The sequence below is a fragment of the Brevibacillus borstelensis genome, from assembly GCF_003710865.1.
Taxonomy (GTDB): domain Bacteria; phylum Bacillota; class Bacilli; order Brevibacillales; family Brevibacillaceae; genus Brevibacillus; species Brevibacillus borstelensis.
On the sequence record NZ_RHHO01000035.1, the window covers coordinates 29,118 to 51,192 of the forward strand.

The window sequence follows — 22,075 nt, forward strand, 5'->3', positions numbered from 1 at the left end:
CCTGCAGATAAAACGAAGCAGCGAAAGTCCGGCGGAAAGAAGATCATCTGAGCAAGCAGTCAATAGAGGAAAGATCCTGGCTCATTTCTGCTCACTTGAAAAATCAATTGTACATCCCTATTTCCTCCCCGTATAATAGTCACCAACAGACAAAAGCAACACAATCCAACAAAGAATAAGAAAACACACAAACCAACAAGTGAATTACTGTGGCGAACAAAAGCGGGAGGGGAAAATGCCATGTACGTAGACTATCATGTCCATTTGGAGGAGGGGCCGTACTCCCTTCGTTGGTGGACCCGGACGGCAGAGGCTTTGCTTTCATTTCGTCAAACGGCTGGCCAAAAACATGCGCTGGAATGGATGGAAGATCTGTCGGACCAGATGAACAGGCGAATCAAGCAAGGAGCCTACTCGCGTGTATGGCTCGACTTGTACCGTAAGCGGGCCAAAGAATTGGGTCTCTCACACGTTGGAATCGTGGATCATCTCTACCGCTTCAAGGAATTCAAGCCCTACTTTGAAGCAAACATAAATCTCGGAGACGATGAGCTGGGACGCATGCAGAAGCTTTGGCTGGATCAGGTCTGCTGCACCTCAATCGATGCGTTCGTCTCCTTTATTCAGGAGCAAAAACCGATCTGGGAGTCCGACGGCATCGATTTGCGGCTAGGCATTGAAGCGGACTATTTTTCCGGCGGAGAAGCTGTGCTTGCCCCATTGATTAGGCAATATCCCTGGGATCATGTCATCGGCTCTGTCCATTTTGTCGGCGGCTGGGGGTTTGACAATCCGGATACACAGTCACGGTTTGCGGAGACAGACTTGAGGCTGCTTTATCGCGATGTGTTTCAGACAGTGGAGGAGGCGATCTCATCCGGACTGTTCGACATCATCGCGCATTTGGACAATCTCAAGGTATTTGGCCACCGGCCGGAAGAAGAGCAGCTTCTCCCGTACTATCAGCGCATTGCCCAACTGCTGCGGCAGCACGATACAGCCACAGAGATCAACACGGGTCTGTTCTATCGCTACCCCGTAAAAGAAATGTGCCCGAGCCCGAGCTTTCTGCGAGTTTTGCGTGAGCAGGGCGTTCCGATCACAACATCCTCTGACGCCCATTTCCCCGACCATTTGGGCAGCTTTTTGCCAGAAGCCCGCAAAGCGCTGAAAGCGGCAGGGTACACGGAGATCGTCACATTTGAAAAACGCGTCCGCCGTGAGGCAGCACTTCAGTAACAAGAAGTACCGCAATCACACATACAGAGGAATCATTTCAAGTGTAAGAAAAGAGTGGAGCAAAGGAGCTCGGCTCTTTTTTTATAAAAAAACATTTGAAATATTCAGTCAATTCACTATATAATAAAAACGAAAAACAACTAAAAAACGGGAAAACAAATCAATTTATGTGTAATTGGTCTTGTCTTAACCGATGCAGATTGGAAGGGGAGCCAGGAGAGGGAACAAAGGGGAGGGATTTGGGATGAAAAAATGGTATAGCGCATTTTTGGCTGGTGTTCTGCTGTTATCGGTTCTCGCAGGTTGCGGACAATCCTCCAGTCCGGCTGCCGGGGGCAAGGGGGGCTCATCTGAGCTTACCGTTTACACTGCACTTGAAGACGACCAGCTAAAAGCCTACGTGGACGCCTTCAAAAAAGCACACCCGGAGATCAAGCTAAATATCGTCAGGGATTCTACCGGGGTCATTGTAGCCAAGCTGATTGCGGAGAAAGACAATCCGCAAGCGGATGTGGTGTGGGGTACAGCTGCGACTGAGCTTTTGGGAGCAGAATTCCAAGGCGTACTGGAACCGTATTCGCCAAAAGGCATTGAGCGGATATTGCCGGAATTTAGAGATTCGAAAGAGCCGGCGCACTGGGGCGGCATCGATGCCTTTGAGACCGCCTTTGTCGTCAATACCAAGGAACTGGAAAAACACAATCTGCCCATCCCAAAAACATATCGTGATCTGATCAAACCAGAGTACAAAGGGATGATCGTCATGCCCAACCCGTCCTCTTCGGGCACCGGATTCTTTACGGTCTCAGCCTGGATCCAGCTCTGGGGAGAGGAAGAAGCCTGGAAGTACATGGACAAATTGCACGAAAACATCGCCCTCTATACACATTCCGGGTCCAAGCCCGCGAAGATGGCTGCAGCCGGTGAATATCCGATCGGGATCTCTTTCGGTTACCGGGGCATTACCGAAAAGAAAAAAGGGGCTCCGCTTGAAGTCGTCTTCCCCGAAGAAGGCGCTGGCTGGGATGTAGAGGCCAACGCCCTCGTCAAAAAGAAACAGATCAAGCCGGAAGCCAAGCTGTTTCTCGACTGGGCCATTACGGATGAAGCCATGAAGGAATACAATAAAAACTTTGCCATCATTACGCTTAGCAGCGCTGGCGGGACGATTCCGGAGGGCTATACGAAAGATCCCAAATCACAGCTCATCCAGAACGATTTAAGCAAAGTGGCCAAAGAACGGCCAAAGATCCTGGCAGAGTGGGATAAACGATTCAGCACAAAGAGCGAGCCGAAAAACTAACGCTATTCGTGGTTGCAAGCTTCGAATCCAGTGAAATGGAGGAAGGGAGGAACGTATGGCAAATCCATATCTTTCCATCAAGGGAATCAGGAAAACGTTCGGCAAGTTTGTAGCGCTCACGTCCATCGACATCGACATCAAAAAGAACGAGTTTATCTGCCTGCTCGGACCAAGCGGATGCGGGAAAACCACACTGCTCCGTATTTTGGCAGGGTTGGAGCAGCCAACGGATGGCCGGATATTCGTAGGTGGCCGAGACATTACAGCCCTCCCCCCGGCAAAGCGCAACTTTGGCATGATGTTTCAGTCATACGCCCTGTTTCCCAACCTGACGGCGGCTCAAAATATCGCCTATGGACTTCAGGCCAAAAAGCTTTCCAAAAAAGAAGTGCAGGAAAAAGTGCAGGAAGTATTGGCGCTGATCGATCTGGAGCATATTCGCGACAAGTATCCCTCCCAACTGTCCGGTGGCCAGCAGCAGCGTGTCGCTTTGGCCCGGGCCATCGCCCTGTCCCCGGACTTTCTGCTCCTGGATGAGCCGCTTTCGGCTTTGGATGCCAAAGTTCGCCTCAAATTGCGCCGGGAACTGAGGAATCTGCATGAAAAAATCGGCATTACGACGATCATGGTGACGCATGATCAGGAAGAAGCGTTGACGATGGCTGACCGGATCGTCGTGATGAACAACGCGGAAGTGGTTCAGGTAGGAACTCCCCAGGAGGTATATCAAAAGCCGAACAGCCCGTTCGTTGCGGATTTCGTAGGAGCCATCAACTTTTTGGAACCGTCCGTTTTTTCCGGTCATGCAAAAGGAGAGGACCGCCTTCTGGCCATTCGCCCGGAAAACATTCACCTGATGGAACCCGAAGCGGAGTACAGCCAGAAGGCCATCGTCCAAGACATGGAATTTCGCGGCTCCTTTTACCGTGTCACACTGCAGCTCACAAGCGAGCAGGACGGCATTCTTCCCCACCTCGTCACGATGGACCTTCCTGTGGGCCAAACACACCGTTTGGGGCTCAGCCGGGATAAGCGGGTCGCTTTTGAAATGCCGATCGAAAGTCTGATCTCGTTTGATCAGGCAGCCGTGGCGAAAAAGACGGGGAGTGACCAGCGATGAGCACAAGAACCGTCCGCCAGAAGATGGGCAGGGATGAGTTGATTCAGAAAATTCTGATCACAGGCATCGTGATCGTCCTGTTCATCAGCGTCCTGATGCCGCTGGGCGATTTGTTCAGCCGAGCATTTCTCGATGAGAGCGGCCAATACATCGGCTTCTCCAACTTTGTCCATTACTTTGCCACACCTGCTCTTGTCCAGTCGTTTACCAACACCTTGTACGTGTCCGGGATCACGACGATCATTTCTGTGGCTATGGCTTTTCTGTACGCATTTGCCCTGACGCGGACTGACATGAGAGGCAAGACATTTTTTCGCTATGCCGCGATGCTGCCGCTGTTTGCTCCGACGATGATGCACGGGATCGCACTTACCTATCTGTTTGGCAACCAGGGAATTCTCACGACGGGATTTTTCGGACTCTTGCCCGGCTTTGAGATGGAGCTGTACGGACCGCTCGGGATTATTATCTCGGAAGTAATCTATACGTTTCCGCAGGCCTACCTGATCATGGCCGTTTCGCTGGCATTTGCCGACTACAATTTGTACGAGGCGGCGGAGACGATGGGGGCGAGCCGTCTCCGCCAGTTTTTAACGGTGACCCTGCCGAATGTCAAGTACGGTCTGGTCAGTGCGATATTCGTCTGTTTTACCTTGAGCTTTACCGACTTCGGCGCTCCGAAAGTGGTGGGCGGTCAATTCAACGTGCTGGCCACGGACATCTACAAGCAGGTGATTGGCCAACAAAATACGACGATGGGGGCCACTGTGGGGATTATCCTGATCTTGCCTGCGATTCTCGCATTTATCGTCGACCGGATCGTGGAGAGGAAGCAAAACTCAGCCGTCACAGCCAAGTCCACGCCGTACAAGATTACACCGAGAAGGTGGCGGGATCATGCTTTCTTTGCCTACTGCTCACTGATTACAGCTTCGATCTTCATCATGCTCGGTACGGTCGTCTTCGCTTCGCTTGTAAAGGTCTGGCCCTATGATCTGAGCATGACGCTTACCCACTTCGACTTTACAAAAGTAGCAGGGGAGGGAATGCAGCCATTTTGGAACAGCTTGCTCGTCGCCTTCTACAGTGCGGTGGCGGGAACGGTGATCACCTTTGTCAACGCTTATATCATCGAGAAAACGCGGTTTCTCAAGGGGATGCGCCAGGTAGGGTACTTTCTCTCCATCCTGCCGCTCGCCCTGCCCGGGCTGGTGATCGGGCTTGCGTACATTTTCTTCTTCAACCATCCTGACAACCCGTTGAACTGGATTTACGGCACTGTGCTCATCCTCGTAATCGCGAATATCGTCCACTTCTACGCGGTTCCGTTCATCACGGCGACGACTGCGCTGAAAAAGCTGGACAAGGAATTTGAACTCGCATCCGAATCGATGGGCGTGCCATTCTATATCACTTTTTTGCGGGTGACAGTCCCCATGTCGCTGCCAGCCATTTTGGAGATTGCCGTCTACTACTTCATCAACTCCATGGTTACTATTTCTGCCGTCGTCTTTCTCTACTCCGCCGACTTCAAGCTGGCTTCCGTCTCCATTGTCAACATGGATGACGCCGGTGATGTTGCCGCAGCGGCTGCGATGTCCGTCTTGATCGTGGCGACCAACATCGTCGTCCGGATCGTCTACGAAATCGGCACCCGAAAGGTGAGAAAGAAAACGGAGGCATGGCAAAAAAGATAAAGGTGGGAGAGAGGAAATGATTCAAGCAGTAATTTTTGACTGGGCTGGAACTACGGTTGACTACGGATGTTTTGCGCCACTGGACGTCTTTCTGGAGGTGTTCAAAAAGAAGGGAATCGAGGTGACGCATGAAGAGGCGCGGGAGCCGATGGGCATGCTCAAGTGGGACCACATCAACACGATGTGCCAGATGGAGCGGATTGCGGGCTTATGGAAAGAGATGTACGGCAGATACCCGGAGAAAAAGGATGTCGACATGCTTTACGCCGATTTCGAACCGATGCTTTTCTCCATCCTGAGAAACTACACGACGCCGATCCCCGGTGTGCTGGAGCTGGTGGACCGCTTGCGGCAGGCAGGCATCAAAATCGGTTCAACTACAGGCTATACCGCAGAAATGATGGCCATCGTCGCGCCGGAAGCGAAAAAACGCGGATACGCGCCCGATTCCTTGGTCACGCCCACCGAAATGCCTGCGGGGCGGCCATACCCGTGGATGTGCTATCAAAATGCGATCAACCTCGGCGTGTTTCCGATGAAGCACGTGATCAAGGTAGGCGATACGACCAGTGACATCAGGGAGGCAGTCAATGCCGGCGCCTGGGCAGTCGGAGTTATCAAAGGAAGCAGTGAACTCGGAATGACGGAGAGGGAAGTCCTGGAGTGCGACCCCGATCTTTTGGCAGACAGGATGGAAGCCGTAGCCAAGCGTTTCAAGGAGGCCGGAGCCGATTACGTCATAGACAGCATCGGCGAGCTGGATACGCTGATTCCCAAAATCAATCTGCGCCTTGCGCAAAAGGAGAGATGACCATGAAGATCACTCAGTTGCCGGATAACCCGTATCTGCTGCTCACACCGGGACCGCTTTCCACGTCAAAAGGAGTAAAGGCCGCGATGCTGCGGGACTGGTGCACATGGGATGACGAATACAACGATCTGGTGCAGGAAATCAGGCGAAAGCTGGTGAGACTGGCTGGCAATAACCACGACGACTACACGTCTGTGCTGATGCAGGGGAGCGGAACATTTTCCGTGGAAGCGGTCATCGGTTCCGCCGTCCCGGACGATGGCAAGCTGCTCATATTGACCAACGGCGCATACGGAAACAGGATCGTCCAGATTGCCCGGGTGCTCAAGGTCAACACGCTGGTGATCGATTTTGGCGAAGTGTCGCAGACGCAGCCCGAGAAGCTGCAGGAAGTGCTGGAGGGCGATCCGGAGATTACGCACGTAGCCGTCGTTCATTGCGAGACGACGACCGGGATGCTCAACCCGATCGCTGAAGTGGGCAAGATCGCAAAAGCATTCGGCAAGGTGCTCATTGTGGACGCCATGAGCAGCTTTGGCGGGGTTGAGATTGATGCCGCTGAACTGGAAATCGACTTTTTGATCTCAAGCGCCAACAAGTGCATCCAGGGAGTGCCTGGCTTTGGTTTTATCCTCGCGAAGACGGAGGAATTGAAAAAATGCAAAGGGCGGGCCCGTTCCCTTTCGCTTGACCTGTACGATCAGTGGGAGACCATGGAAACGTACAATGGCAAGTGGCGGTATACATCTCCGACGCATGTGGTCCGCGCCTTTTACCAGGCCATGCTGGAGCTGGAGGAGGAAGGTGGCGTAAAAGCGCGGGAGATCCGGTACAGGGAAAACCAACGCACATTGGTTGATGGAATGGAGCAGATCGGCTTTCGGACACTTTTGCCAAGATCAAGCCAGTCGCCGATCATTACCTCCTTTTACTATCCGGAGAGCGCAGCGTTTACCTTTCACGGCTTTTATGAGCGCTTGAAAAAGGAAGGCTTTGTGATTTATCCAGGAAAAATTTCGTTGGCAGACACATTCCGCATCGGCAATATTGGCGAGGTGTATCCGCATGACATGAAGCGGCTGGTAGAAGCGATCGATAAAAACCGATTTTGGTAACAGGCCCTCTTGGTGAACAGCGAAGAGGCTTATTTTTCACCCATAGGACCAAGTAAAAACAATATAACACATGCATGGAATATGTATTTTCCTATATTTCTGTTGCTTTAACCAAGCTCGAAGGACTGAACCCGGATCAAACCAACAATCCTTACCAATTGGAAAATTGCTCATGCAGACAGGAGGACTTTATCCATGTCTCTGGTGGGTGAAGAGCGCAAAGAAGTCATCATCCATCTACTGAACTACGCCGGAAAAGTGCGAACGAACGAACTAGTGGAAAAGCTGCAAGTATCCTCGGAGACGATCAGGCGGTATCTCGAAGAGCTGGAAAGCGAAAAAAAGCTGAAACGTGTTTACGGCGGGGCGGTCAAGATCAACTACGACCGGGAGGAGCCGTCCCACCTGACGAGAGAGGTGTCGCACGCCGAGGAAAAGAAAAAGATCGGCCGGGCGGCAGCCAAACTGGTGCAGGACAACGACGCAATCGTGATCGATGACGGTACGACAACGCTGCATATGTTGAGCTATTTAATCAATAAGAAGAATCTCAAAATTCTCACCATCTCCGTACCGGCATTGAATGTTCTGATGGATTATCTGAACCGGGAGCTGTTCACCGGAGAGGTATACTTTATCGGCGGAAAGGTACAGTCAAAGCATTTTCGAACAGTCGGAACGCTTGCGGAAAAAATGATGCAAAACTTTTTTGTCGACAAGGCTTTTATCTCGATCGACGGGATTCTGGCTCACAAAGGGATTACCAGCTATGATGCCGACAAAGCAATGCTGGGGAGGCGGTTTATCGAACATTCTCAGGAGATCATCGTCTTGACGGATCACTCCAAAATCGGAATCAGTACGTTTTATAAAGTGGCCGATCTCAAGGAGATTGACAGTGTGATCAGTGACGTTCCTGCACCCAAAGAGTGGCGGCACGAGCTGGATCAAAGAGGCGTCAATTGGATTGTCGGTGAGTGAGCGGAGGGTATGATGCCGCTTCACCATTCGGTTAGAGTGATGATGGAAAAAAGCGGGGTGAAGGTATGCTCAGTGGTGAACGCTCCATCATTTTTCCGGATGTAGCCGTACGCATCGATCCGGCGTTCGCCCTCGACCTGCACATCGACCAGGACGAGGCGAATGCGGCCAACCTGCGGACGGGAGACGAGATGGAGGTCATCGGCAAAAACGGCAAACTCCTGTCCTCTACAGGGAGGTGAAGCAAATGGAGGTCAGAAAGCTGGTCGAATCGATCACACGCGAGCTCCTGGCATCGATGCAAGCCGAGAAGGAAAAGCTGCACAAGCACAAGCTGCTGTTCATCTTTTGCGACAGTACGGCACAAGAGCCGTTTGCCGACCAGTTTATTGCGCTGCAGAATCACGGGATTTGCCACGACATCCTGTTTCTCGACGGGGAAACCTCGTCCTGGCTTGGCATGCATCGCATTGAATGCGGAGGTGCCGGCAAAATCATCGCTGTGGACGAGTACGCGCCGGCCCCGCTGGAATTGCCGAAAGAATACGACGGCGTGATCGTTCCGGAAATCGATCTAGACAACGCGGCCCGGGTCGCTGCCGGATTGAAAGGCACCGTCAAGGCAGAGATCATCTTTTCCGCGCTCGTCTTGGGAAAATTCGTGCTGGTCGGGGAAGACGTACCTGGAATCAAGCGTTCGGACCGCCGCTGCCTGAAGACACTGTCACTGCCCGCCGCGTACCAAAAGCTGTTTGAGCGGCACGTGAGCGAGATGAAGGCTTTGGGCGTCGAATTTTTCCCGCAACGAGAATTGGCCAATGCGGCTGTAAGGAAATGGAAGGCAAAAAGACAGGCAGAAGCAATGAAAGAGTCGGATCAGCTCCCCGGTGGGGTGCGCAAGCTGCTGCCGGGCAGTGGGAAGCTGATCTCAGCCGAATGGGTAAAGTCGCAGCCAGACTTCCCTGAAAACAGATTGATCCTGGAACAGGGAGCAATTGTTTCTCCCTTGGCAATGGATCTGCTCAAGGAAAGAGGGATCGCTGTTCACTATGTCGGTAAAGGGTGACCGCCATGTTTCTGGGAAAAGTGATTGGCAGCGTCTGGTCTACGCAAAAAGAAGAGGGCATGGAGAATCTGAAGCTGCTGATTGTCCAACCCATAGACTGGAAGGAAAACGAGGGCGGGCCAACGGTGATCGCGGCCGATCGCATCGGAGCCGGAATGGGCGAGCGGGTCATCGTATCGCGCGGCACTCCGGCGAAAAACATCTTTGCCCATAAAAATGTCCCCATCGATGCCGTCATCGTGGGGATCGTCGACTCCTATGAAGTGCAAGAAGGGTAACGGCTTTTCAGGTGTAGTCTCCACAGGCTGCACCTGTGCTTATTTGCTTCGGCAATCTGAAAAAGAGGGCTGGGAGAAGGATGTCCACCACCATTTTGCTCGTTCTGTTGTTTGCCGCTCTGTGCCACGCGGTCTGGAACGCGGTTTCCAAGCAGATTGAAGAACGCGATTCTTTTTTTACCTTGATCTTGGGCGTCTCTGTCATCCTTTACTTGCCATTGGCTGTGTATCTTTTCTCCACATCGCCCTTTCCTCCTGCAGCGGTCAAATGGCTATTGCTCAGCACTTGTTCGGAAGTTCTATATTTTGTCGCGCTGGCCAAAGCTTATCAGACAAACAACCTGAGCCATGCCTACCCGGTATTGCGAGGCACTGCGCCTATTGTCACCACGATCCTCAGCTTTTTGTTCTTCGGGGCCACGATCGCTTGGACAGGGGTAATCGGAATTGCCGTGATTGTCGTGGGGGTGCTCATGATGAATCAAAAGAGCTTTTCGCCAAAAGAACTGGGCAGCCTGCTGACGGACTGGAGCAGGATGAAATGGGACTTTCTGGCAGGCGCTTTTTCGGCCTGCAGCAGCATGATCGACGGGATGGGAGCCGCCATGATGTCTGGCTTGCTGTTCAAATATGTCGTCTTCATCGGCATGTTCGCGGGGAAATGGATGATCGACAAAAGAACAGAGACGAAAACCGATTACTTGTCACTGGTGAAACGGTATCCGGTCCAAACAGCAGCGGGCGGGCTGTTTGTGTTCATCTCCAATTCGCTCGCGGTCTACGCCATGCAAACAACGCCGGTCACGTACGTGGCATCTGTACGGGAGATCAGCATCGTCTTTGCCACTCTCATCGGCGTCATTTGGCTGAAAGAGCAGGTCAGTATCGTGAAATGGGTGTCGATCACCATGATTCTAAGCGGCGTCCTCATTATCAAGCTGAGCTGACGATGTCTGTCCCTCGAAAAAGCAAGAGCCAAACTCCCAAGTAAAAACAGGTACCCCCGAGAATTTTGGGAGTACCTGCTTTTGTTTTGCCGCTTTGAAACCACGGGGACGAGGTGCAGCCTAAAGGAGGAGCTGCTGTCCAAGAAGGAACTGATGTCCAAGAAGGAACTGTGTCCAAGAAGGGACTGTGTCCAAGAAGGAACTGTGCCCAAGAAGGAACTGCAGTCCAAGGCGGAACTGCAGCTCCAGGGAGTGCTCTGTCTTTTTACAGGCTCATGCTACAGGATCACAGACATAGATTCGTTTTCCGCACCCAGTTGTGTTACTTCCTCGTGCATGTGGATGCCCCGTTTTTCCAGCTCGGCGAAAATCTCTGCAGGGTTGAACGCTTCTTCCGGAATCAGTACACCCGTTCCTTTTACCCTTCCTTTCGCGATCAACTCGGTGGCAATCGCCATCGGAATGCCGACGTTGCGGGTGTAGGCGCGCAGTTTTTCCCAACCGGGAACAGAGCCGTCAGAAGCAGGGTGGGTGTGATAGAGGACATGCTGTACTTTTTTGCCATCCTTCGTTCCGATCACTTCAACATGCAAAGAGTAGCCGTACAGCTCTGTCTCCTGACCTTCTTTGGAATGGAACAAATATTCGCCAATGCAGTCAAGAATTCCGATCTCTGCGCCGTTGACAGTAATTTTGTCATTTCGCATAATGCCCCAGTCGTACATCGCCCGCACGAGCTGCATGTTTTTCGCCGGCCACGTTCCACGTACCTCGATGAGCCTCACTTGCTTGTCTGCCAGTGCTTTGGCCAACGTTTTTGTCTCTGCGTGCGGGATGATGTACTGGACAGTTTTTCCGTACGGTTCAGGCAATTGAATTTCGCGTGGTCTGGCGAACGGAGGCACTTGCACGAATTCGCCGTTTTCGTAGACGACGCGGCCTGGAAGGTGAGGGTCGTATTCATAGGTCGTCGTTTCTGTGATCGAACGGGAAAAGGCGATGGGGCGAAATGCACCGTGGCTGACACGGACCGAGTCGACTGTGTCGAGCTGATTGGCTGCATGCATGGCCATCATTTGCGTAACCCCGGGGGTCATGCCAAAGCCCGGTACGCAGGTCTTGCCATTTCGCCTAAACACCTCGTCGGATTCATCTTCGGCACCGAAGCCGTTTAGATTGATTCCGTGGCACCCCGCTTCTGCGATGCAGGCAGTGGAGAGGCCGTTCAGGGTGATGGTGGTGCCATCCATCACGATGTCGTAGCCTTTCATTTTGTTTACGGTGTCTTCATGATCCAAAACGTTGATTTTGACAAAATCGACACGGGGATCATTCAGCCATTCAACGACTTTTCTGCCTTCTTCCTCGTTGAAATCCGCCACTGTGATTTTCTCGAAGCTGGAGTATTGCACCAGATCGAGAATGGACTCCCGGCAAATTCGTCCTGCCCCACCTAAACACAGAACCTTCATGACGAAGCCTCCTCGTTATCTGAATAGTAATTCTTTTTCCTGTCTGATTTTTAGTATAGCACACCGCTTGGGTTTTGTGTTGTTTTTAATTGTAAATGTATTGTGTATTTTATTTTTTTGTCCTTTGTTTACGTGAAAACAGAATAAAAAACACATATTTTTTTAAAACAAATGATTTATCCCAAATAAAAACAACAAAACAAGCATACCCTGTGATATAATAAACGAAAAATTCAGTATATTTACCCCTGTCCTGCCCATTCTTCCAATAGAACGCGATGGTCTTCATATGACAGGGCTCCGAATCATAAGGATAAGGTATTGCCTTTGAGCAAATGCCTGAATAGCAAAAAAGAAGGTGTGAACATGGAATATCTGCAGGTTATTTATGAGCAGCATGTCATCATGAATCTGGAGATGTATCTGCGTGTCATCATCAGTGCGGTTCTGGGAATGTTTATCGGGTGGGACCGCTCCCATAAGAACAAGCCTGCCGGGTTAAAGACGTATATGTATGTATCCGTCGCTTGCACGCTGATCACACTGGTCTCCATTTACAGCACAAAGCTGTACAGCTCCCCGAACAGCGGGACAATGATGGATCCGATGCGTCTGGCCGCTCAGATCGTGACTGGCTTGGGCTTTTTGGGCGCAGGCGTGATTCTGAAAAACGGCTTGCAGGTAAAGGGACTGACGTCTGCTGCGATGATTTTCTTTGCGGGTGGCATCGGGATCGGAATCGGTGCGGGCTTTTACGGCATCGTCATTTTTTCCGTGATCGTTTCTTTCGCCCTGGCCAGGGTAAGTCTGCGCTTTGAAGAGAATCATCATAAGCGGATAGAAGAAGAGGGAGTCAAAACACACGAAGGAAAGCGGCAGGAGGTCATGTAGTCATGTAGACTGTATCTAGCCTGCCCGCAAGTCTGAACAAGCAATGCTCGTCTCGTCTGAAGGGGAATGCATCTCACCCGTCTGTTTGGACAGTCCATGCAGAGGGGACAGAGATGCTTTTGCTTTTTATTGAATGGAGTAAGTACACTGCCGCTGCAGGCTGGAACGATTTCAATATCTTGCTTTTCCATTCGGAATTGCGTACAGACGACAATCGGCGAGGTTATACTGATGGTGGAGGTGAAGCTGATGGCAAACATAGGCGGACATGAACCAAAGCATCATTCCATTCCAATGGCGGATGATGCAAAAATAGCTGCCGACGAGGGACAGCTAACAGATGAAAGATGGCAAGCCATCATAAACAACGATGCTTCCTACGATTTTCAGTTTTTTTACGCCGTCAAAACGACCTGTATTTTTTGCAGGCCGTCTTGCAAATCCAGGCCTCCGAATAAACAAAATGTCCGGATCTTTCAAAACGCGCAGCAAGCCCTGGCAGCCCATTTTCGCCCATGCAAGCGATGCAAGCCGACTGGACAGCGTTTGCCCGACAGCGAGTGGGTCGATCAAATTACGAATTTCATTGACAGCCATTTCAGTGAAAATGTAACACTGGAAATCTTGGCGGAAATGTGCCACGGCAGTCCGTATCATTTGCACCGCACCTTCAAGCGGGTAAAAGGAATGACGCCCGGCGAATACGTTCAGCAGTTGCGCATGAACAAGGCCAAGCAGCTTCTGGCCGATACGGATAAAACGATAACCGATATTGCTTTTGCTGTAGGTATGTCCAGTACGCCTTATTTCGTAACACTGTTCAAGAAAATGACCGGGACGACGCCTACCGAGTATCGGCACCGGCATAAACAAGCATCGGAAACGGGGAGGTTGCACTATGAACGCGAAAACTGATCAGACGATTTACTGGACCTTGTTGGTTCATGAAAACTGGAGAATATACCTGGCCGCGACATCCAGGGGACTTTGCTTTGTGGGGACACCGAATCAGCCTTTGGAGGAAATGAGAGAGTGGGTGGAAAAGCATTTTTCCGGGAGCCCACTGGTGCAAGACGATGAAAAAGTTCAACCGTATGCAGCAGAACTGATCGAGTATTTTCAAGGCATCCGCAAAAGCTTTTCCATCCCTTTTGATGTTTCTGGCACGCCGTTTCAGCTCGCTGTATGGAACGCGCTCCGCGAAATTCCTTACGGGCAGACCAGCACCTATTCAGATATTGCATTGCGTATCCAAAAACCGGCAGCAGTCCGGGCGGTCGGGGCAGCGATTGGCGCGAATCCGGTGCTATTCACCGTACCGTGTCATCGGGTGATCGGAAAAAATGGATCGCTTACCGGCTACCGGGGCGGTTTGGATGTGAAAACGAAGCTGCTGCAGTTGGAAAAATCCGAAGGCAGTCCGACATATGCCTGATCGTCTCGCACAGCGAATTTCTGCTCTGGATTGGGATACGCCGCAACAGACGCTGGACGAGCAGGGCTATGCTGTAGTTCCCGGCATCTTGACACAAGAACAATGCAGGGAAATCATCGAAACCTATACGGTAGAGAGCCATTTTCGCAGCACAATCAAGATGGCCAGATACCGATTTGGGGTCGGAGAGTACAAGTACTACCAAGCTCCTCTTCCCGATTTGCTGCAAACACTCCGTCACGGCTTCTATCCTGAGCTGGCGAAAACTGCGAATCGCTGGCACCAGCAGCTAGGCCACGGCATCGTCTATCCGGATACGCTGCCCGAGTTTCTCGACTGCTGCCATCAGCAGGGGCAAGTGCGGTCAACACCGCTGATTCTGAAGTATGAATCAGGCGGATACAACTGTCTGCACCAGGATTTATACGGAGAAGTATTCTTCCCGTTTCAGGTCGTGCTTGCCTTGAATCAAAAAGAGCTGGATTACAAGGGAGGAGAGTTCCTCCTGGTAGAGCAGAGGCCAAGAGCGCAAAGCAGAGGTCACGCGATCAGTCTGGAGCAGGGCGCGGGACTTATTTTCCCGACGAACCACCGTCCAGTCCCGGGAACGCGCGGGTACTACAAGACTACGCTTCGGCACGGAGTCAGCACGGTTGCCTCGGGAACGAGGTACAGTCTCGGGATCATTTTTCACGATGCCAAGTAAACACAACGTATCGTGTATGATAAAAGGAGGAGGCGTATCAGGAATAGGGGAGAGTCTTCATGAAAAGCGAGTTATTCTACAAGTACCCCAAATCGCTGCTTAACAAAGGGACAGGGTTTCTATCCGATTACAGCCACTCTCTCAATCCCTATACTGGCTGTGCTTTTGGATGCTCATACTGTTACGTGCGTCAGATGCCCGTCTCGACGTTTCGCGGCGCTGAATGGGGAACCTGGGTGGATGTGAAAAAGGAAGCTGCGGAGCTTTTGCACAAGGAGCTTCGCAAAGCCAAGGCCAAAGGCGAGGTAACGATATTCATGTCCTCGAGCACCGATCCTTATCAGCCTGTCGAGTATCGGGAAAAAGTGACGAGATCCCTGCTCGAGGTCATGACAGAGGAGCCGCCTGATTTTCTTTTTGTGCAAACCCGCAGTCCGCTTGTTTCCAGAGATGTCGATTTGTTATTGCAGCTCAAGGATCGTGTTCGGGTAAGCATGACCGTAGAAACGGACCTGGAGGAAATACGCAAGCACTTTACACCGGGCGCTCCGCCCATTGCAGCAAGATTAAAAGCGCTGCAGGAACTAGCAGATGCCGGTGTGCCGACGCAGGCGACGATTGCACCGCTACTTCCCAGCAGCGAAGACTTCCCCGTAAAGCTGAAGTCTTTGGTCAGCCGTGTCTGCGTCGATGATTATTTTATGGGGGACGGCAGCGGCGGGAGACGCACGGGAAGATTGGGGATTCGCGCATTGTACGAAGAACTTGGGATGGAAGAATGGTACGACCCGTCCGCTTATCGAATCGTCTACGACAGAATGAGACGGGTTTTTCCCGATCATCAGGTTTTCGTAAGTCAAAAGGGCTTTGCCCCGTTTTAATCAGGGGCAGGAAGGAGCATGTTTCATACAGATCTTTACCCACGTCCGGAATAACCTTTTCCCAGGGAGCAATATTTCGTAAAATAAAGCGAAGGAATAAACGTTGAATGCCGAAAGCGAGGGTAACTGCATGGACGATAAAAAAACGCCGCTCGTTCCAGAGCTTGATGAGCTCCTCTACAAATTCACTGAACTGTTGACGGGAGAAGCAACGCCAGAGCGCGTGGAAATGGTAAAGATCTGGTGCCTCTATACACATATGTCAAAAGCGATGCCGCCGCTGGTTCAACATTGGGCGAGCGAGCCGGAACATTTCGAAGCGCGCGACCAGATCCGGGGAATCATTGAGCAAATCAAGCAGTGGAACCAAACAAAAAACCAGAAGCACTGAAAATAGTAGAAACGGTTGCGGTGAAAGGGCTTGGTGCATGCTGCCAAGCCTTTTCACCGTGTGAGAGTCGAATAAACGGACGATTGTAGTTGTTAATCATTCAATCCTTTTCCATCGAGAATTTGCGGTATACATTTTTCTACCCTTGACGCTCGCGTTTTGGATTGTTTGGGTGATGAAAAATAAAGAAGGTAGGCTCTTTGCCGTCCCGGCGTCAATGCTTCAAAAGCAGTTTTCAAGGCAGGGTTTTCATCTAGTTTCATTTGAAATTCTTCCGCAACGCTGTAGTCCGTATGCTTTTTAAAATCCACTTCCAAACCGGCTTTTTCAACTTCAATCGCTTCATGAATATAGGCTTTCAAGACGGTTTCCAGTTCAATGATTTCTTCAACATTGGTGAACCGAATCTGGCGAGCCGCCTGTACATTCTCCGTTTGTTGAACGAGAATCCCATGGGTATCCTGTAGCAAGGCACCTTTGTGAAACAGAAGTGCGCAGTATTCTTTAAATCCGTGTATTAACACTATGTTTTTATTCTCATACGTGTAGCAAGGATGCATCCACTTCCATTCTTCTGTCAGCTCACAGTCAAGAACAATATTTCTCAGCTTTTCATATTCTGCCTTCCACTTTTCCGCTTTGCTTACGAATTCGTCAACCTTAGGATTCAATTTGCTATTTGCCATCAAGGAGCACCCCTCATCAATTTCTCGTTGAGCTGACAGTCAAGAATAACCGTTTTTGATCCATTCAATTCTCTTCTGTAATCTTTCGGACTGCCAATTTTATTTCATTCCAAATTCTACCTCACTCGGAAGCATGATCTCAATCATAATCTTGCGTACTTTGCAGATAACTGCCCACAGCGAGACGGCTTACAAAAAAGAACCTCCGGCTTCGCATTATCTCCGGAGGTTCCTGCTCATTTCCACCATCTGTCAAAAGGAGTCACAGGGAGGCTGCGCTTGTGCATGGTCACGTCATATTGTCGTTCGATCTTTTCTTTCACTTCGGCTGATACAGCTTGATTCGTCAAGTATTTATCCAAATCGTCGTAAGAGAATCCAAGTGCGACCTCATCGGGCAGCAGCGGCCGGTTGTCTTCGAGATCGGCAGTAGGGGTTTTCATATAGAGATGCTCCGGTGCGCCCACGTATTGGAGTAGTTGACGCACTTGGCCTTTCGTCAACCCGGTGATGGGGGCGACATCGGCTGCACCGTCTCCGAATTTCGTGAAAAACCCTGTAGCGGCTTCCGGCGCCTGATCTGTGCCCAGGACGAGGAGGCCGAAATGGCCAGCTATGTCATATTGGACCTTCATGCGTTCACGCGCTTTTGTGTTCCCTTTGTGGAAATCGGAGAGAGCCGCACCGGTCGCCAGTTGGAATTGCTCCATGGAAGCATCGACGGCGGGCTTGATGTTTACCGTAATCGTGTTATGTGGACGAATGAATCTTATTGCTTTTTGAGCATCATCTTCATCCAACTGCTGGCCGTAGGGGAGGCGGACAGCGACAAATCGGTATTCCTTGCCCGTCTCCTTGGCTGCTTCATCGCAGGCAACCCGGGCCATATAGCCGGTCAGCGTAGAATCAACCCCGCCGCTGATCCCCACCACATATCCTTTTGCACCTGTTTTCAACAGGTATTCTTTTAAAAAATCCACCCGAAAGCGCAGCTCTTCCTCTGCGTCGATCGTTGCCCGAACATGCAAGCTCTCTATGATTTTCTCTTGCTTTGTCAAGTTCCTGTTCATTAGCGGCCAACCTCTTTCGTGTACAACTGATTCTTGTAAATGTAGTCGAGTACCAGGTCGGGAAGCAGGAAGCTCGGATCGCCGCCATTGCGAATTTCTCCGCGGATATAGCTGGAGCTGATGCCCATACTGATGCCTTTTGACATCGTGAGGAAGTTTTCGTCATTGTTTCTGAGCAACGGGTCCTTTGCGATCAAGTCATCCATGTGATAGCCTTCCCGAGACATGACAATAAACTTGTGGTTTTTCACCAATTTCTCTGCATTTCCCCAGCGGGACAATCCTTCCAACAGGTCGGCGCCCATGATGAAGAAAATCTCGTCGTCCGGAAACTGCTTGCGAAAGTGCTCCATGGTGTCATAGGTATAGGTTTCGCCAGGGAGCGCATTCATTTCAACCAAAGAGATTTCGAACAAAGGCTCCCCGAATCGGTTGGTTTTGTTTTTGCAGGCTCCCAAAGCAAGCTCGAGCATTTTGACGCGATGCCGGTCTTCCGTTTGCAGAATCTTGTCTCTGCGCATGGAGGAGCAGGGGGTAAAGTACACCTTATCGAGGCGCTTGCGGCTCGCTACCGCAGCTGCCGTAAACATGTGGGAATACGTAATGGGGTCAAAGCTGCTGCCGTATATACCGATTCGTCGCATGGTCGAATCCTCCCTTATTCCATAAGAGCAAATTGCCTTTTTTCGTGGATCAGCTTCTCTTTCAACTCTTTCAATTCGTCAGACAACGATACCGGGTACACCTCCGGGTTGTCGAGGCGCAAATACTCCTCCCAAAACGTATTCTTCTGTGCCAGATGGAAACGGCGGGATTGTTCGAGTGTCGGAGTTTTGTAAACCCGCTTTCCGTGTTCAAAGATCGGGACGAGCAAGGGGACAGCCCGAAAATTGACCACGCGTTTGCTCTTTAACGGGTTCGTCGGATGCTTCAGCACAATTTCTTTGACATGCCCGATTTCTTCATGCTCCAGGCAAATGTAGTCGCCCTTGGCCATTCCGTCCTGATCGTACAGCCGATACACTTTTTTAATGCCCGGATTCAGGATCTTGTCGATATTTTCGGAGATTTTGATCAATGCCATCCAATCCTTTTCCGTCTTGCGGGCCACGATTTTGTGGACGCCGCCGAGTGCCGGGCTGTCGTAAGCGGTGATGTACTTGGTGCCGATGCCCCATATGTCGATTTTGGCTCCCTGATATTTGAGGGAAGTGATCGTGTACTCGTCCAGATCGCTGGATGCGGCTATCTTGACATCGTGCAAGCCGGCATTATCGAGCATTTTCCGGGCTCTTTTGGAAAAGAAGGCGAGGTCCCCGCTGTCCAGGCGAATCCCGCTCAGCTTGTGACCGCGTTCCTGCATGATCTTGCCGACCTTGATCGCATTTGGAATACCCGACCCGAGCACATCGAAGGTATCGACCAGCAAAATGCTTTTCGCCGGAAACACCTCTGCGAATGCAAGGAACGCTTCCAGTTCATTCGGGAAAAACTGCACGAACAGATGGGCATGGGTTCCGGTTGTCGGGACACCGTATTGTTTGCCTGCCTTCATGTTGGAAGAGTAATGGAATCCCGCTATATAGGCGGCACGGGCTCCTTGTACGGAGGCGTCACGTCCTTGGGCTCTTCTTTTGCCCATTTCGATGACCGTCTGACCTTCGGCCGCAGTCATAATCCGCGAAGCCTTGGTCATGAGCAGAGACTCGCTGTTCACGGTATTCAGCAACTGGGCTTCAATCCAGACGCATTCCATGATCGGGGCCACAATCCGGATATAGGGCGTGTTCGGAAAAACGATCTGGCCTTCTTCCATGGCATAAAGCTGACCAGTGAATCGCAGCGAGCGCAGTTCAGCGAGAAATTCTTCATCGTACAGTTGCTTGCTGCGGAGGTATTCGATGTCGCTCTCGTTGAAGTAGAGATTTTCTACGATGTCGATCAGCTGGTGAAGTCCGCAAAAGGCGACGTATCCGCCAAGCTCTCCCGTATGGTCGCCAACCGGTTTTACAAAAGGCGCCTTGCGGTAGAAGTCGTCGAAAACGACAGGCGTTTGGTGCAAGCCCTTCTTGTACAGGGCATACATCATGTTGATCGCGTATTCGTCTACGTCGAGACCGTAATCTCTGGAAGGATCGAAGAAGGGCAGAATCTCGAAGTCTGCCGTCTGGCCGCACGCAGAGCAGGGATTCACCTGATCCGAGATGCGAAAATTTGGTTGCTTGCAGGAATTGCAAATATGGACAAAACGATATACTTTCGGATCAATCGCATCAAAAATGGTCCTTTTCATCCGTTCCCAATCCTTTCTGCTCCGGCAAAGGGAGTTGTAAGAGAGGGGAGAGGAGGCTCCCCTGGTCAAGCTTTCGATACAACCTTCATGCCCATCTGGTTTTTAAAGTGACCCAATGCCCATTCGTGACCGGCAGGATTGAAGCTTGCCACGGCATCCTCGTGAATGACTACCTCGTACCCGAGATACCAGGCCGAAACGGCAGTATGGAGAACACAAATATCCGTGCAAACGCCGACAAGATGGATTTCCCGGATGCCCCGCGCCTGAAGCTGGAGAGCCAAATCTGTTCCCTCAAAGGAGCTGTATCTCGTTTTGTCCATCCAGTAAATCGCCGCTTCATTTTCCAGGTAGAGATCGTGCAGCGCTCCATATAGATGGCGTCCCTTTGTGCCCATGATATTGTGCGGGGGATAGAGGGCGGTTTCCGGATGGTAAGGATCGTTTTCTTTGTGGCCATCCACAGCCATGACGACATAATCTCCATTTTGCAGAAACTCATTGGTTAGCTCGCAAATCCGCTTCTCGATGTTTTGTCCGGGTTCTCCGCAAGTCAGGGCACCGTCTGCAGCAACGAAATCATTCGTATAATCGATGACAATCAACGCTTTTTTGCTCATCATCATGACCTCCCGAAAATCAAAATGTATTTTTGATATTGTCAAAATAACCTTATCGTTACTTAAAAAAAGATGGACTAATAGATCGTTAAAAAGGGGACGTAGTCCGTAAAACGGTACAGTTTCGCCTTGTTTTGCGAGTATTCATTCGAATATTTGATCCGGTCTTGCGAGTCCCGGGCGACTTCAATGATCCCTTTTCTCGTTTTGGTGCCCACTAATTTTTTCTCAAAGTTTGATCTATCCACTGTATATGTCGGCACTACCGTTTCGATGACCTGGAGCAGCTCGGATAACGTGAATTCTTCCGGCAGGAATTCCTTGGCGATGTTGGTTTGCAGCATTTTTTCCTGGATGCGTTTGAGCGCATCCTCCAATATCCTGTTATGGTCAAAAGCAAGCTTCATCGACAAGGCTTCTTCCACTGTAAACAAGCGAGCATCAACTGCGTCGTCATCCGCTTTAAAACCGGAAAGGCTTTTCTCGTTCACCAGAGCGTAGTAGGCGACCGTGGGAATCCAGCCTCCCGGATCTCTTCCCGGAGTGTAGTAGGCTTTCAGTTGTTCGATATGGACGTTTTCGTTCAGGATGTGGGTTTCTTCTCTCAATTCCCGCTCGGCACAAGCGTCGAGAGTCTCGTGTTCATTGGAAAAACCGCCGGGAAAAGCCCAGTAGCCTGGAAACCGGTCGCTGTTCGGATCGCGCTGGATGAGCAGGATCTTCAGCTTTCTCTCCGGAAGCGACTTGTTTTTTGTATCTTTTCTGGGCTCGGATGTGATTGTAAAAATGCATATATCGGTAGGCAGACCGTCCGGAGAACGAAAGACCGGCTTTGAAACGGATGCAGAATTCAAAATTGTCTCCTCCTTTCTGCATCGTCTTGGCTTTATTTTATAAGGTGGAAATTACCTTGTCAATATGGTATGGTGAAAAACACCATATGATTTTATTCTATGTTTCTTTATTGAGTAGTAGACCGGTAGTGACAGCATATCTTTTTATTGACGTTAACGTAAACGTAAAGGTATGTCTATGGTAGAATAGCAAAGAAAGGATGCTCCTAGACGCAATGA

General features: G+C 50.8%; 23 protein-coding genes and 1 pseudogene. 17 read left to right on the plus strand and 7 right to left on the minus strand.

Annotated features, from left to right (window positions below):
• The first annotated feature begins 240 nt into the window (after nt 1–240).
• From EDM54_RS17385 to EDM54_RS17435, 11 genes and pseudogenes are all read left to right on the plus strand, one after another.
• On the plus strand, nt 241–1,239 hold the full coding sequence (locus EDM54_RS17385; protein WP_024984853.1) for a histidinol phosphate phosphatase domain-containing protein: 999 nt from the start codon (nt 241–243) through the stop codon (nt 1,237–1,239).
• A 244-nt stretch (nt 1,240–1,483) separates the two neighbouring features.
• Nucleotides 1,484–2,542: a putative 2-aminoethylphosphonate ABC transporter substrate-binding protein gene (locus EDM54_RS17390; protein WP_122958544.1), complete on the plus strand. Its 1,059-nt coding sequence runs from the start codon at nt 1,484–1,486 to the stop codon at nt 2,540–2,542.
• A 55-nt stretch (nt 2,543–2,597) separates the two neighbouring features.
• Nucleotides 2,598–3,662, plus strand: a complete 1,065-nt coding sequence (locus EDM54_RS17395; protein WP_003386777.1) for a putative 2-aminoethylphosphonate ABC transporter ATP-binding protein — start codon at nt 2,598–2,600, stop codon at nt 3,660–3,662.
• Nucleotides 3,659–5,359: a putative 2-aminoethylphosphonate ABC transporter permease subunit gene (locus EDM54_RS17400; RefSeq protein WP_003386776.1), complete on the plus strand. Its 1,701-nt coding sequence runs from the start codon at nt 3,659–3,661 to the stop codon at nt 5,357–5,359. Before EDM54_RS17395 ends, EDM54_RS17400 begins: the two co-directional genes overlap by 4 nt.
• A 16-nt stretch (nt 5,360–5,375) precedes the next feature.
• Nucleotides 5,376–6,170: a phosphonoacetaldehyde hydrolase gene (phnX, locus tag EDM54_RS17405; RefSeq protein ID WP_122958545.1), complete on the plus strand. Its 795-nt coding sequence runs from the start codon at nt 5,376–5,378 to the stop codon at nt 6,168–6,170.
• A gap of 2 nt (nt 6,171–6,172) precedes the next feature.
• The gene (phnW, locus tag EDM54_RS17410) at nt 6,173–7,285 is read left to right on the plus strand and encodes a 2-aminoethylphosphonate--pyruvate transaminase (protein ID WP_003386773.1); all 1,113 of its coding nucleotides are present in this window, start codon (nt 6,173–6,175) and stop codon (nt 7,283–7,285) included.
• Between the two features lie 195 nt (nt 7,286–7,480).
• Nucleotides 7,481–8,266, plus strand: a complete 786-nt coding sequence (locus tag EDM54_RS17415; RefSeq protein WP_003386771.1) for a DeoR/GlpR family DNA-binding transcription regulator — start codon at nt 7,481–7,483, stop codon at nt 8,264–8,266.
• A 74-nt stretch (nt 8,267–8,340) separates the two neighbouring features.
• A pseudogene (locus EDM54_RS17420) lies at nt 8,341–8,508 on the plus strand (PduL/EutD family phosphate acyltransferase); the annotation flags it as partial.
• A 5-nt stretch (nt 8,509–8,513) separates the two neighbouring features.
• Nucleotides 8,514–9,332, plus strand: a complete 819-nt coding sequence (locus EDM54_RS17425) for a hypothetical protein (protein WP_122958546.1) — start codon at nt 8,514–8,516, stop codon at nt 9,330–9,332.
• Nucleotides 9,333–9,337: 5 nt separating this feature from the next.
• Nucleotides 9,338–9,610: a EutN/CcmL family microcompartment protein gene (locus EDM54_RS17430; RefSeq protein ID WP_003386764.1), complete on the plus strand. Its 273-nt coding sequence runs from the start codon at nt 9,338–9,340 to the stop codon at nt 9,608–9,610.
• 80 nt (nt 9,611–9,690) lie between these two features.
• Nucleotides 9,691–10,557, plus strand: coding sequence for an SMR family transporter (locus EDM54_RS17435; RefSeq protein ID WP_122958547.1), 867 nt, complete (start codon nt 9,691–9,693; stop codon nt 10,555–10,557).
• Between the two features lie 278 nt (nt 10,558–10,835).
• Here EDM54_RS17435 and EDM54_RS17440 read toward each other — a convergent pair whose 3' ends face one another.
• On the minus strand, nt 10,836–12,029 hold the full coding sequence (locus EDM54_RS17440; RefSeq protein WP_003386761.1) for a saccharopine dehydrogenase family protein: 1,194 nt from the start codon (nt 12,027–12,029) through the stop codon (nt 10,836–10,838).
• A 366-nt stretch (nt 12,030–12,395) separates the two neighbouring features.
• Here EDM54_RS17440 and EDM54_RS17450 point away from each other — a divergent pair, with 366 nt between their 5' ends.
• From EDM54_RS17450 to EDM54_RS17475, 6 genes are all read left to right on the plus strand, one after another.
• On the plus strand, nt 12,396–12,920 hold the full coding sequence (locus EDM54_RS17450; RefSeq protein WP_003386759.1) for an MgtC/SapB family protein: 525 nt from the start codon (nt 12,396–12,398) through the stop codon (nt 12,918–12,920).
• A gap of 249 nt (nt 12,921–13,169) precedes the next feature.
• Nucleotides 13,170–13,835, plus strand: coding sequence for a bifunctional transcriptional activator/DNA repair enzyme AdaA (locus tag EDM54_RS17455; RefSeq protein WP_024984863.1), 666 nt, complete (start codon nt 13,170–13,172; stop codon nt 13,833–13,835).
• Nucleotides 13,819–14,355 (plus strand): methylated-DNA--[protein]-cysteine S-methyltransferase, encoded by a 537-nt coding sequence (locus EDM54_RS17460; protein WP_031933017.1) that lies wholly within the window; start codon nt 13,819–13,821, stop codon nt 14,353–14,355. Before EDM54_RS17455 ends, EDM54_RS17460 begins: the two co-directional genes overlap by 17 nt.
• Nucleotides 14,348–15,061 carry a 2OG-Fe(II) oxygenase gene (locus EDM54_RS17465; RefSeq protein ID WP_024984865.1) on the plus strand — a complete coding sequence of 238 codons (714 nt, stop codon included), beginning with the start codon at nt 14,348–14,350 and terminating at the stop codon, nt 15,059–15,061. Before EDM54_RS17460 ends, EDM54_RS17465 begins: the two co-directional genes overlap by 8 nt.
• A 59-nt stretch (nt 15,062–15,120) precedes the next feature.
• The gene (locus tag EDM54_RS17470; RefSeq protein ID WP_122958548.1) at nt 15,121–15,942 is read left to right on the plus strand and encodes an SPL family radical SAM protein; all 822 of its coding nucleotides are present in this window, start codon (nt 15,121–15,123) and stop codon (nt 15,940–15,942) included.
• Nucleotides 15,943–16,072: 130 nt separating this feature from the next.
• Nucleotides 16,073–16,333 (plus strand): DUF2573 family protein, encoded by a 261-nt coding sequence (locus tag EDM54_RS17475; RefSeq protein ID WP_003386754.1) that lies wholly within the window; start codon nt 16,073–16,075, stop codon nt 16,331–16,333.
• A 92-nt stretch (nt 16,334–16,425) separates the two neighbouring features.
• Here EDM54_RS17475 and EDM54_RS17480 read toward each other — a convergent pair whose 3' ends face one another.
• From EDM54_RS17480 to EDM54_RS17505, 6 genes are all read right to left on the minus strand, one after another.
• Nucleotides 16,426–17,019 carry a YdeI/OmpD-associated family protein gene (locus EDM54_RS17480; protein WP_003386753.1) on the minus strand — a complete coding sequence of 198 codons (594 nt, stop codon included), beginning with the start codon at nt 17,017–17,019 and terminating at the stop codon, nt 16,426–16,428.
• 236 nt (nt 17,020–17,255) lie between these two features.
• On the minus strand, nt 17,256–18,089 hold the full coding sequence (gene nadE, locus EDM54_RS17485; RefSeq protein WP_031933015.1) for an NAD(+) synthase: 834 nt from the start codon (nt 18,087–18,089) through the stop codon (nt 17,256–17,258).
• Complete coding sequence (gene nadD / locus EDM54_RS17490) at nt 18,089–18,733, minus strand: nicotinate (nicotinamide) nucleotide adenylyltransferase (RefSeq protein ID WP_024984868.1); 645 nt, start codon at nt 18,731–18,733, stop codon at nt 18,089–18,091. Before nadD ends, nadE begins: the two co-directional genes overlap by 1 nt.
• A 14-nt stretch (nt 18,734–18,747) precedes the next feature.
• Nucleotides 18,748–20,382, minus strand: coding sequence for a nicotinate phosphoribosyltransferase (locus EDM54_RS17495; protein ID WP_122958549.1), 1,635 nt, complete (start codon nt 20,380–20,382; stop codon nt 18,748–18,750).
• A gap of 65 nt (nt 20,383–20,447) precedes the next feature.
• Nucleotides 20,448–21,002 carry a cysteine hydrolase family protein gene (locus tag EDM54_RS17500; protein ID WP_122958550.1) on the minus strand — a complete coding sequence of 185 codons (555 nt, stop codon included), beginning with the start codon at nt 21,000–21,002 and terminating at the stop codon, nt 20,448–20,450.
• A 77-nt stretch (nt 21,003–21,079) separates the two neighbouring features.
• Nucleotides 21,080–21,856, minus strand: a complete 777-nt coding sequence (locus EDM54_RS17505; protein WP_122958551.1) for an NUDIX hydrolase — start codon at nt 21,854–21,856, stop codon at nt 21,080–21,082.
• Between the last annotated feature and the right edge of the window lie 219 nt (nt 21,857–22,075).

Coding starts and splice junctions, on each gene's coding strand:
- EDM54_RS17385 (WP_024984853.1), top strand. CDS start 241: ATGTACGTAGACTATCATGTCCATTTGGAGGAGGGGCCGTACTCCCTT.
- EDM54_RS17390 (WP_122958544.1), top strand. CDS start 1,484: ATGAAAAAATGGTATAGCGCATTTTTGGCTGGTGTTCTGCTGTTATCG.
- EDM54_RS17395 (WP_003386777.1), top strand. CDS start 2,598: ATGGCAAATCCATATCTTTCCATCAAGGGAATCAGGAAAACGTTCGGC.
- EDM54_RS17400 (WP_003386776.1), top strand. CDS start 3,659: ATGAGCACAAGAACCGTCCGCCAGAAGATGGGCAGGGATGAGTTGATT.
- phnX (WP_122958545.1), top strand. CDS start 5,376: ATGATTCAAGCAGTAATTTTTGACTGGGCTGGAACTACGGTTGACTAC.
- phnW (WP_003386773.1), top strand. CDS start 6,173: ATGAAGATCACTCAGTTGCCGGATAACCCGTATCTGCTGCTCACACCG.
- EDM54_RS17415 (WP_003386771.1), top strand. CDS start 7,481: ATGTCTCTGGTGGGTGAAGAGCGCAAAGAAGTCATCATCCATCTACTG.
- EDM54_RS17425 (WP_122958546.1), top strand. CDS start 8,514: ATGGAGGTCAGAAAGCTGGTCGAATCGATCACACGCGAGCTCCTGGCA.
- EDM54_RS17430 (WP_003386764.1), top strand. CDS start 9,338: ATGTTTCTGGGAAAAGTGATTGGCAGCGTCTGGTCTACGCAAAAAGAA.
- EDM54_RS17435 (WP_122958547.1), top strand. CDS start 9,691: ATGTCCACCACCATTTTGCTCGTTCTGTTGTTTGCCGCTCTGTGCCAC.
- EDM54_RS17440 (WP_003386761.1), bottom strand. CDS start 12,029: ATGAAGGTTCTGTGTTTAGGTGGGGCAGGACGAATTTGCCGGGAGTCC.
- EDM54_RS17450 (WP_003386759.1), top strand. CDS start 12,396: ATGGAATATCTGCAGGTTATTTATGAGCAGCATGTCATCATGAATCTG.
- EDM54_RS17455 (WP_024984863.1), top strand. CDS start 13,170: ATGGCAAACATAGGCGGACATGAACCAAAGCATCATTCCATTCCAATG.
- EDM54_RS17460 (WP_031933017.1), top strand. CDS start 13,819: ATGAACGCGAAAACTGATCAGACGATTTACTGGACCTTGTTGGTTCAT.
- EDM54_RS17465 (WP_024984865.1), top strand. CDS start 14,348: ATGCCTGATCGTCTCGCACAGCGAATTTCTGCTCTGGATTGGGATACG.
- EDM54_RS17470 (WP_122958548.1), top strand. CDS start 15,121: ATGAAAAGCGAGTTATTCTACAAGTACCCCAAATCGCTGCTTAACAAA.
- EDM54_RS17475 (WP_003386754.1), top strand. CDS start 16,073: ATGGACGATAAAAAAACGCCGCTCGTTCCAGAGCTTGATGAGCTCCTC.
- EDM54_RS17480 (WP_003386753.1), bottom strand. CDS start 17,019: ATGGCAAATAGCAAATTGAATCCTAAGGTTGACGAATTCGTAAGCAAA.
- nadE (WP_031933015.1), bottom strand. CDS start 18,089: ATGAACAGGAACTTGACAAAGCAAGAGAAAATCATAGAGAGCTTGCAT.
- nadD (WP_024984868.1), bottom strand. CDS start 18,733: ATGCGACGAATCGGTATATACGGCAGCAGCTTTGACCCCATTACGTAT.
- EDM54_RS17495 (WP_122958549.1), bottom strand. CDS start 20,382: ATGAAAAGGACCATTTTTGATGCGATTGATCCGAAAGTATATCGTTTT.
- EDM54_RS17500 (WP_122958550.1), bottom strand. CDS start 21,002: ATGAGCAAAAAAGCGTTGATTGTCATCGATTATACGAATGATTTCGTT.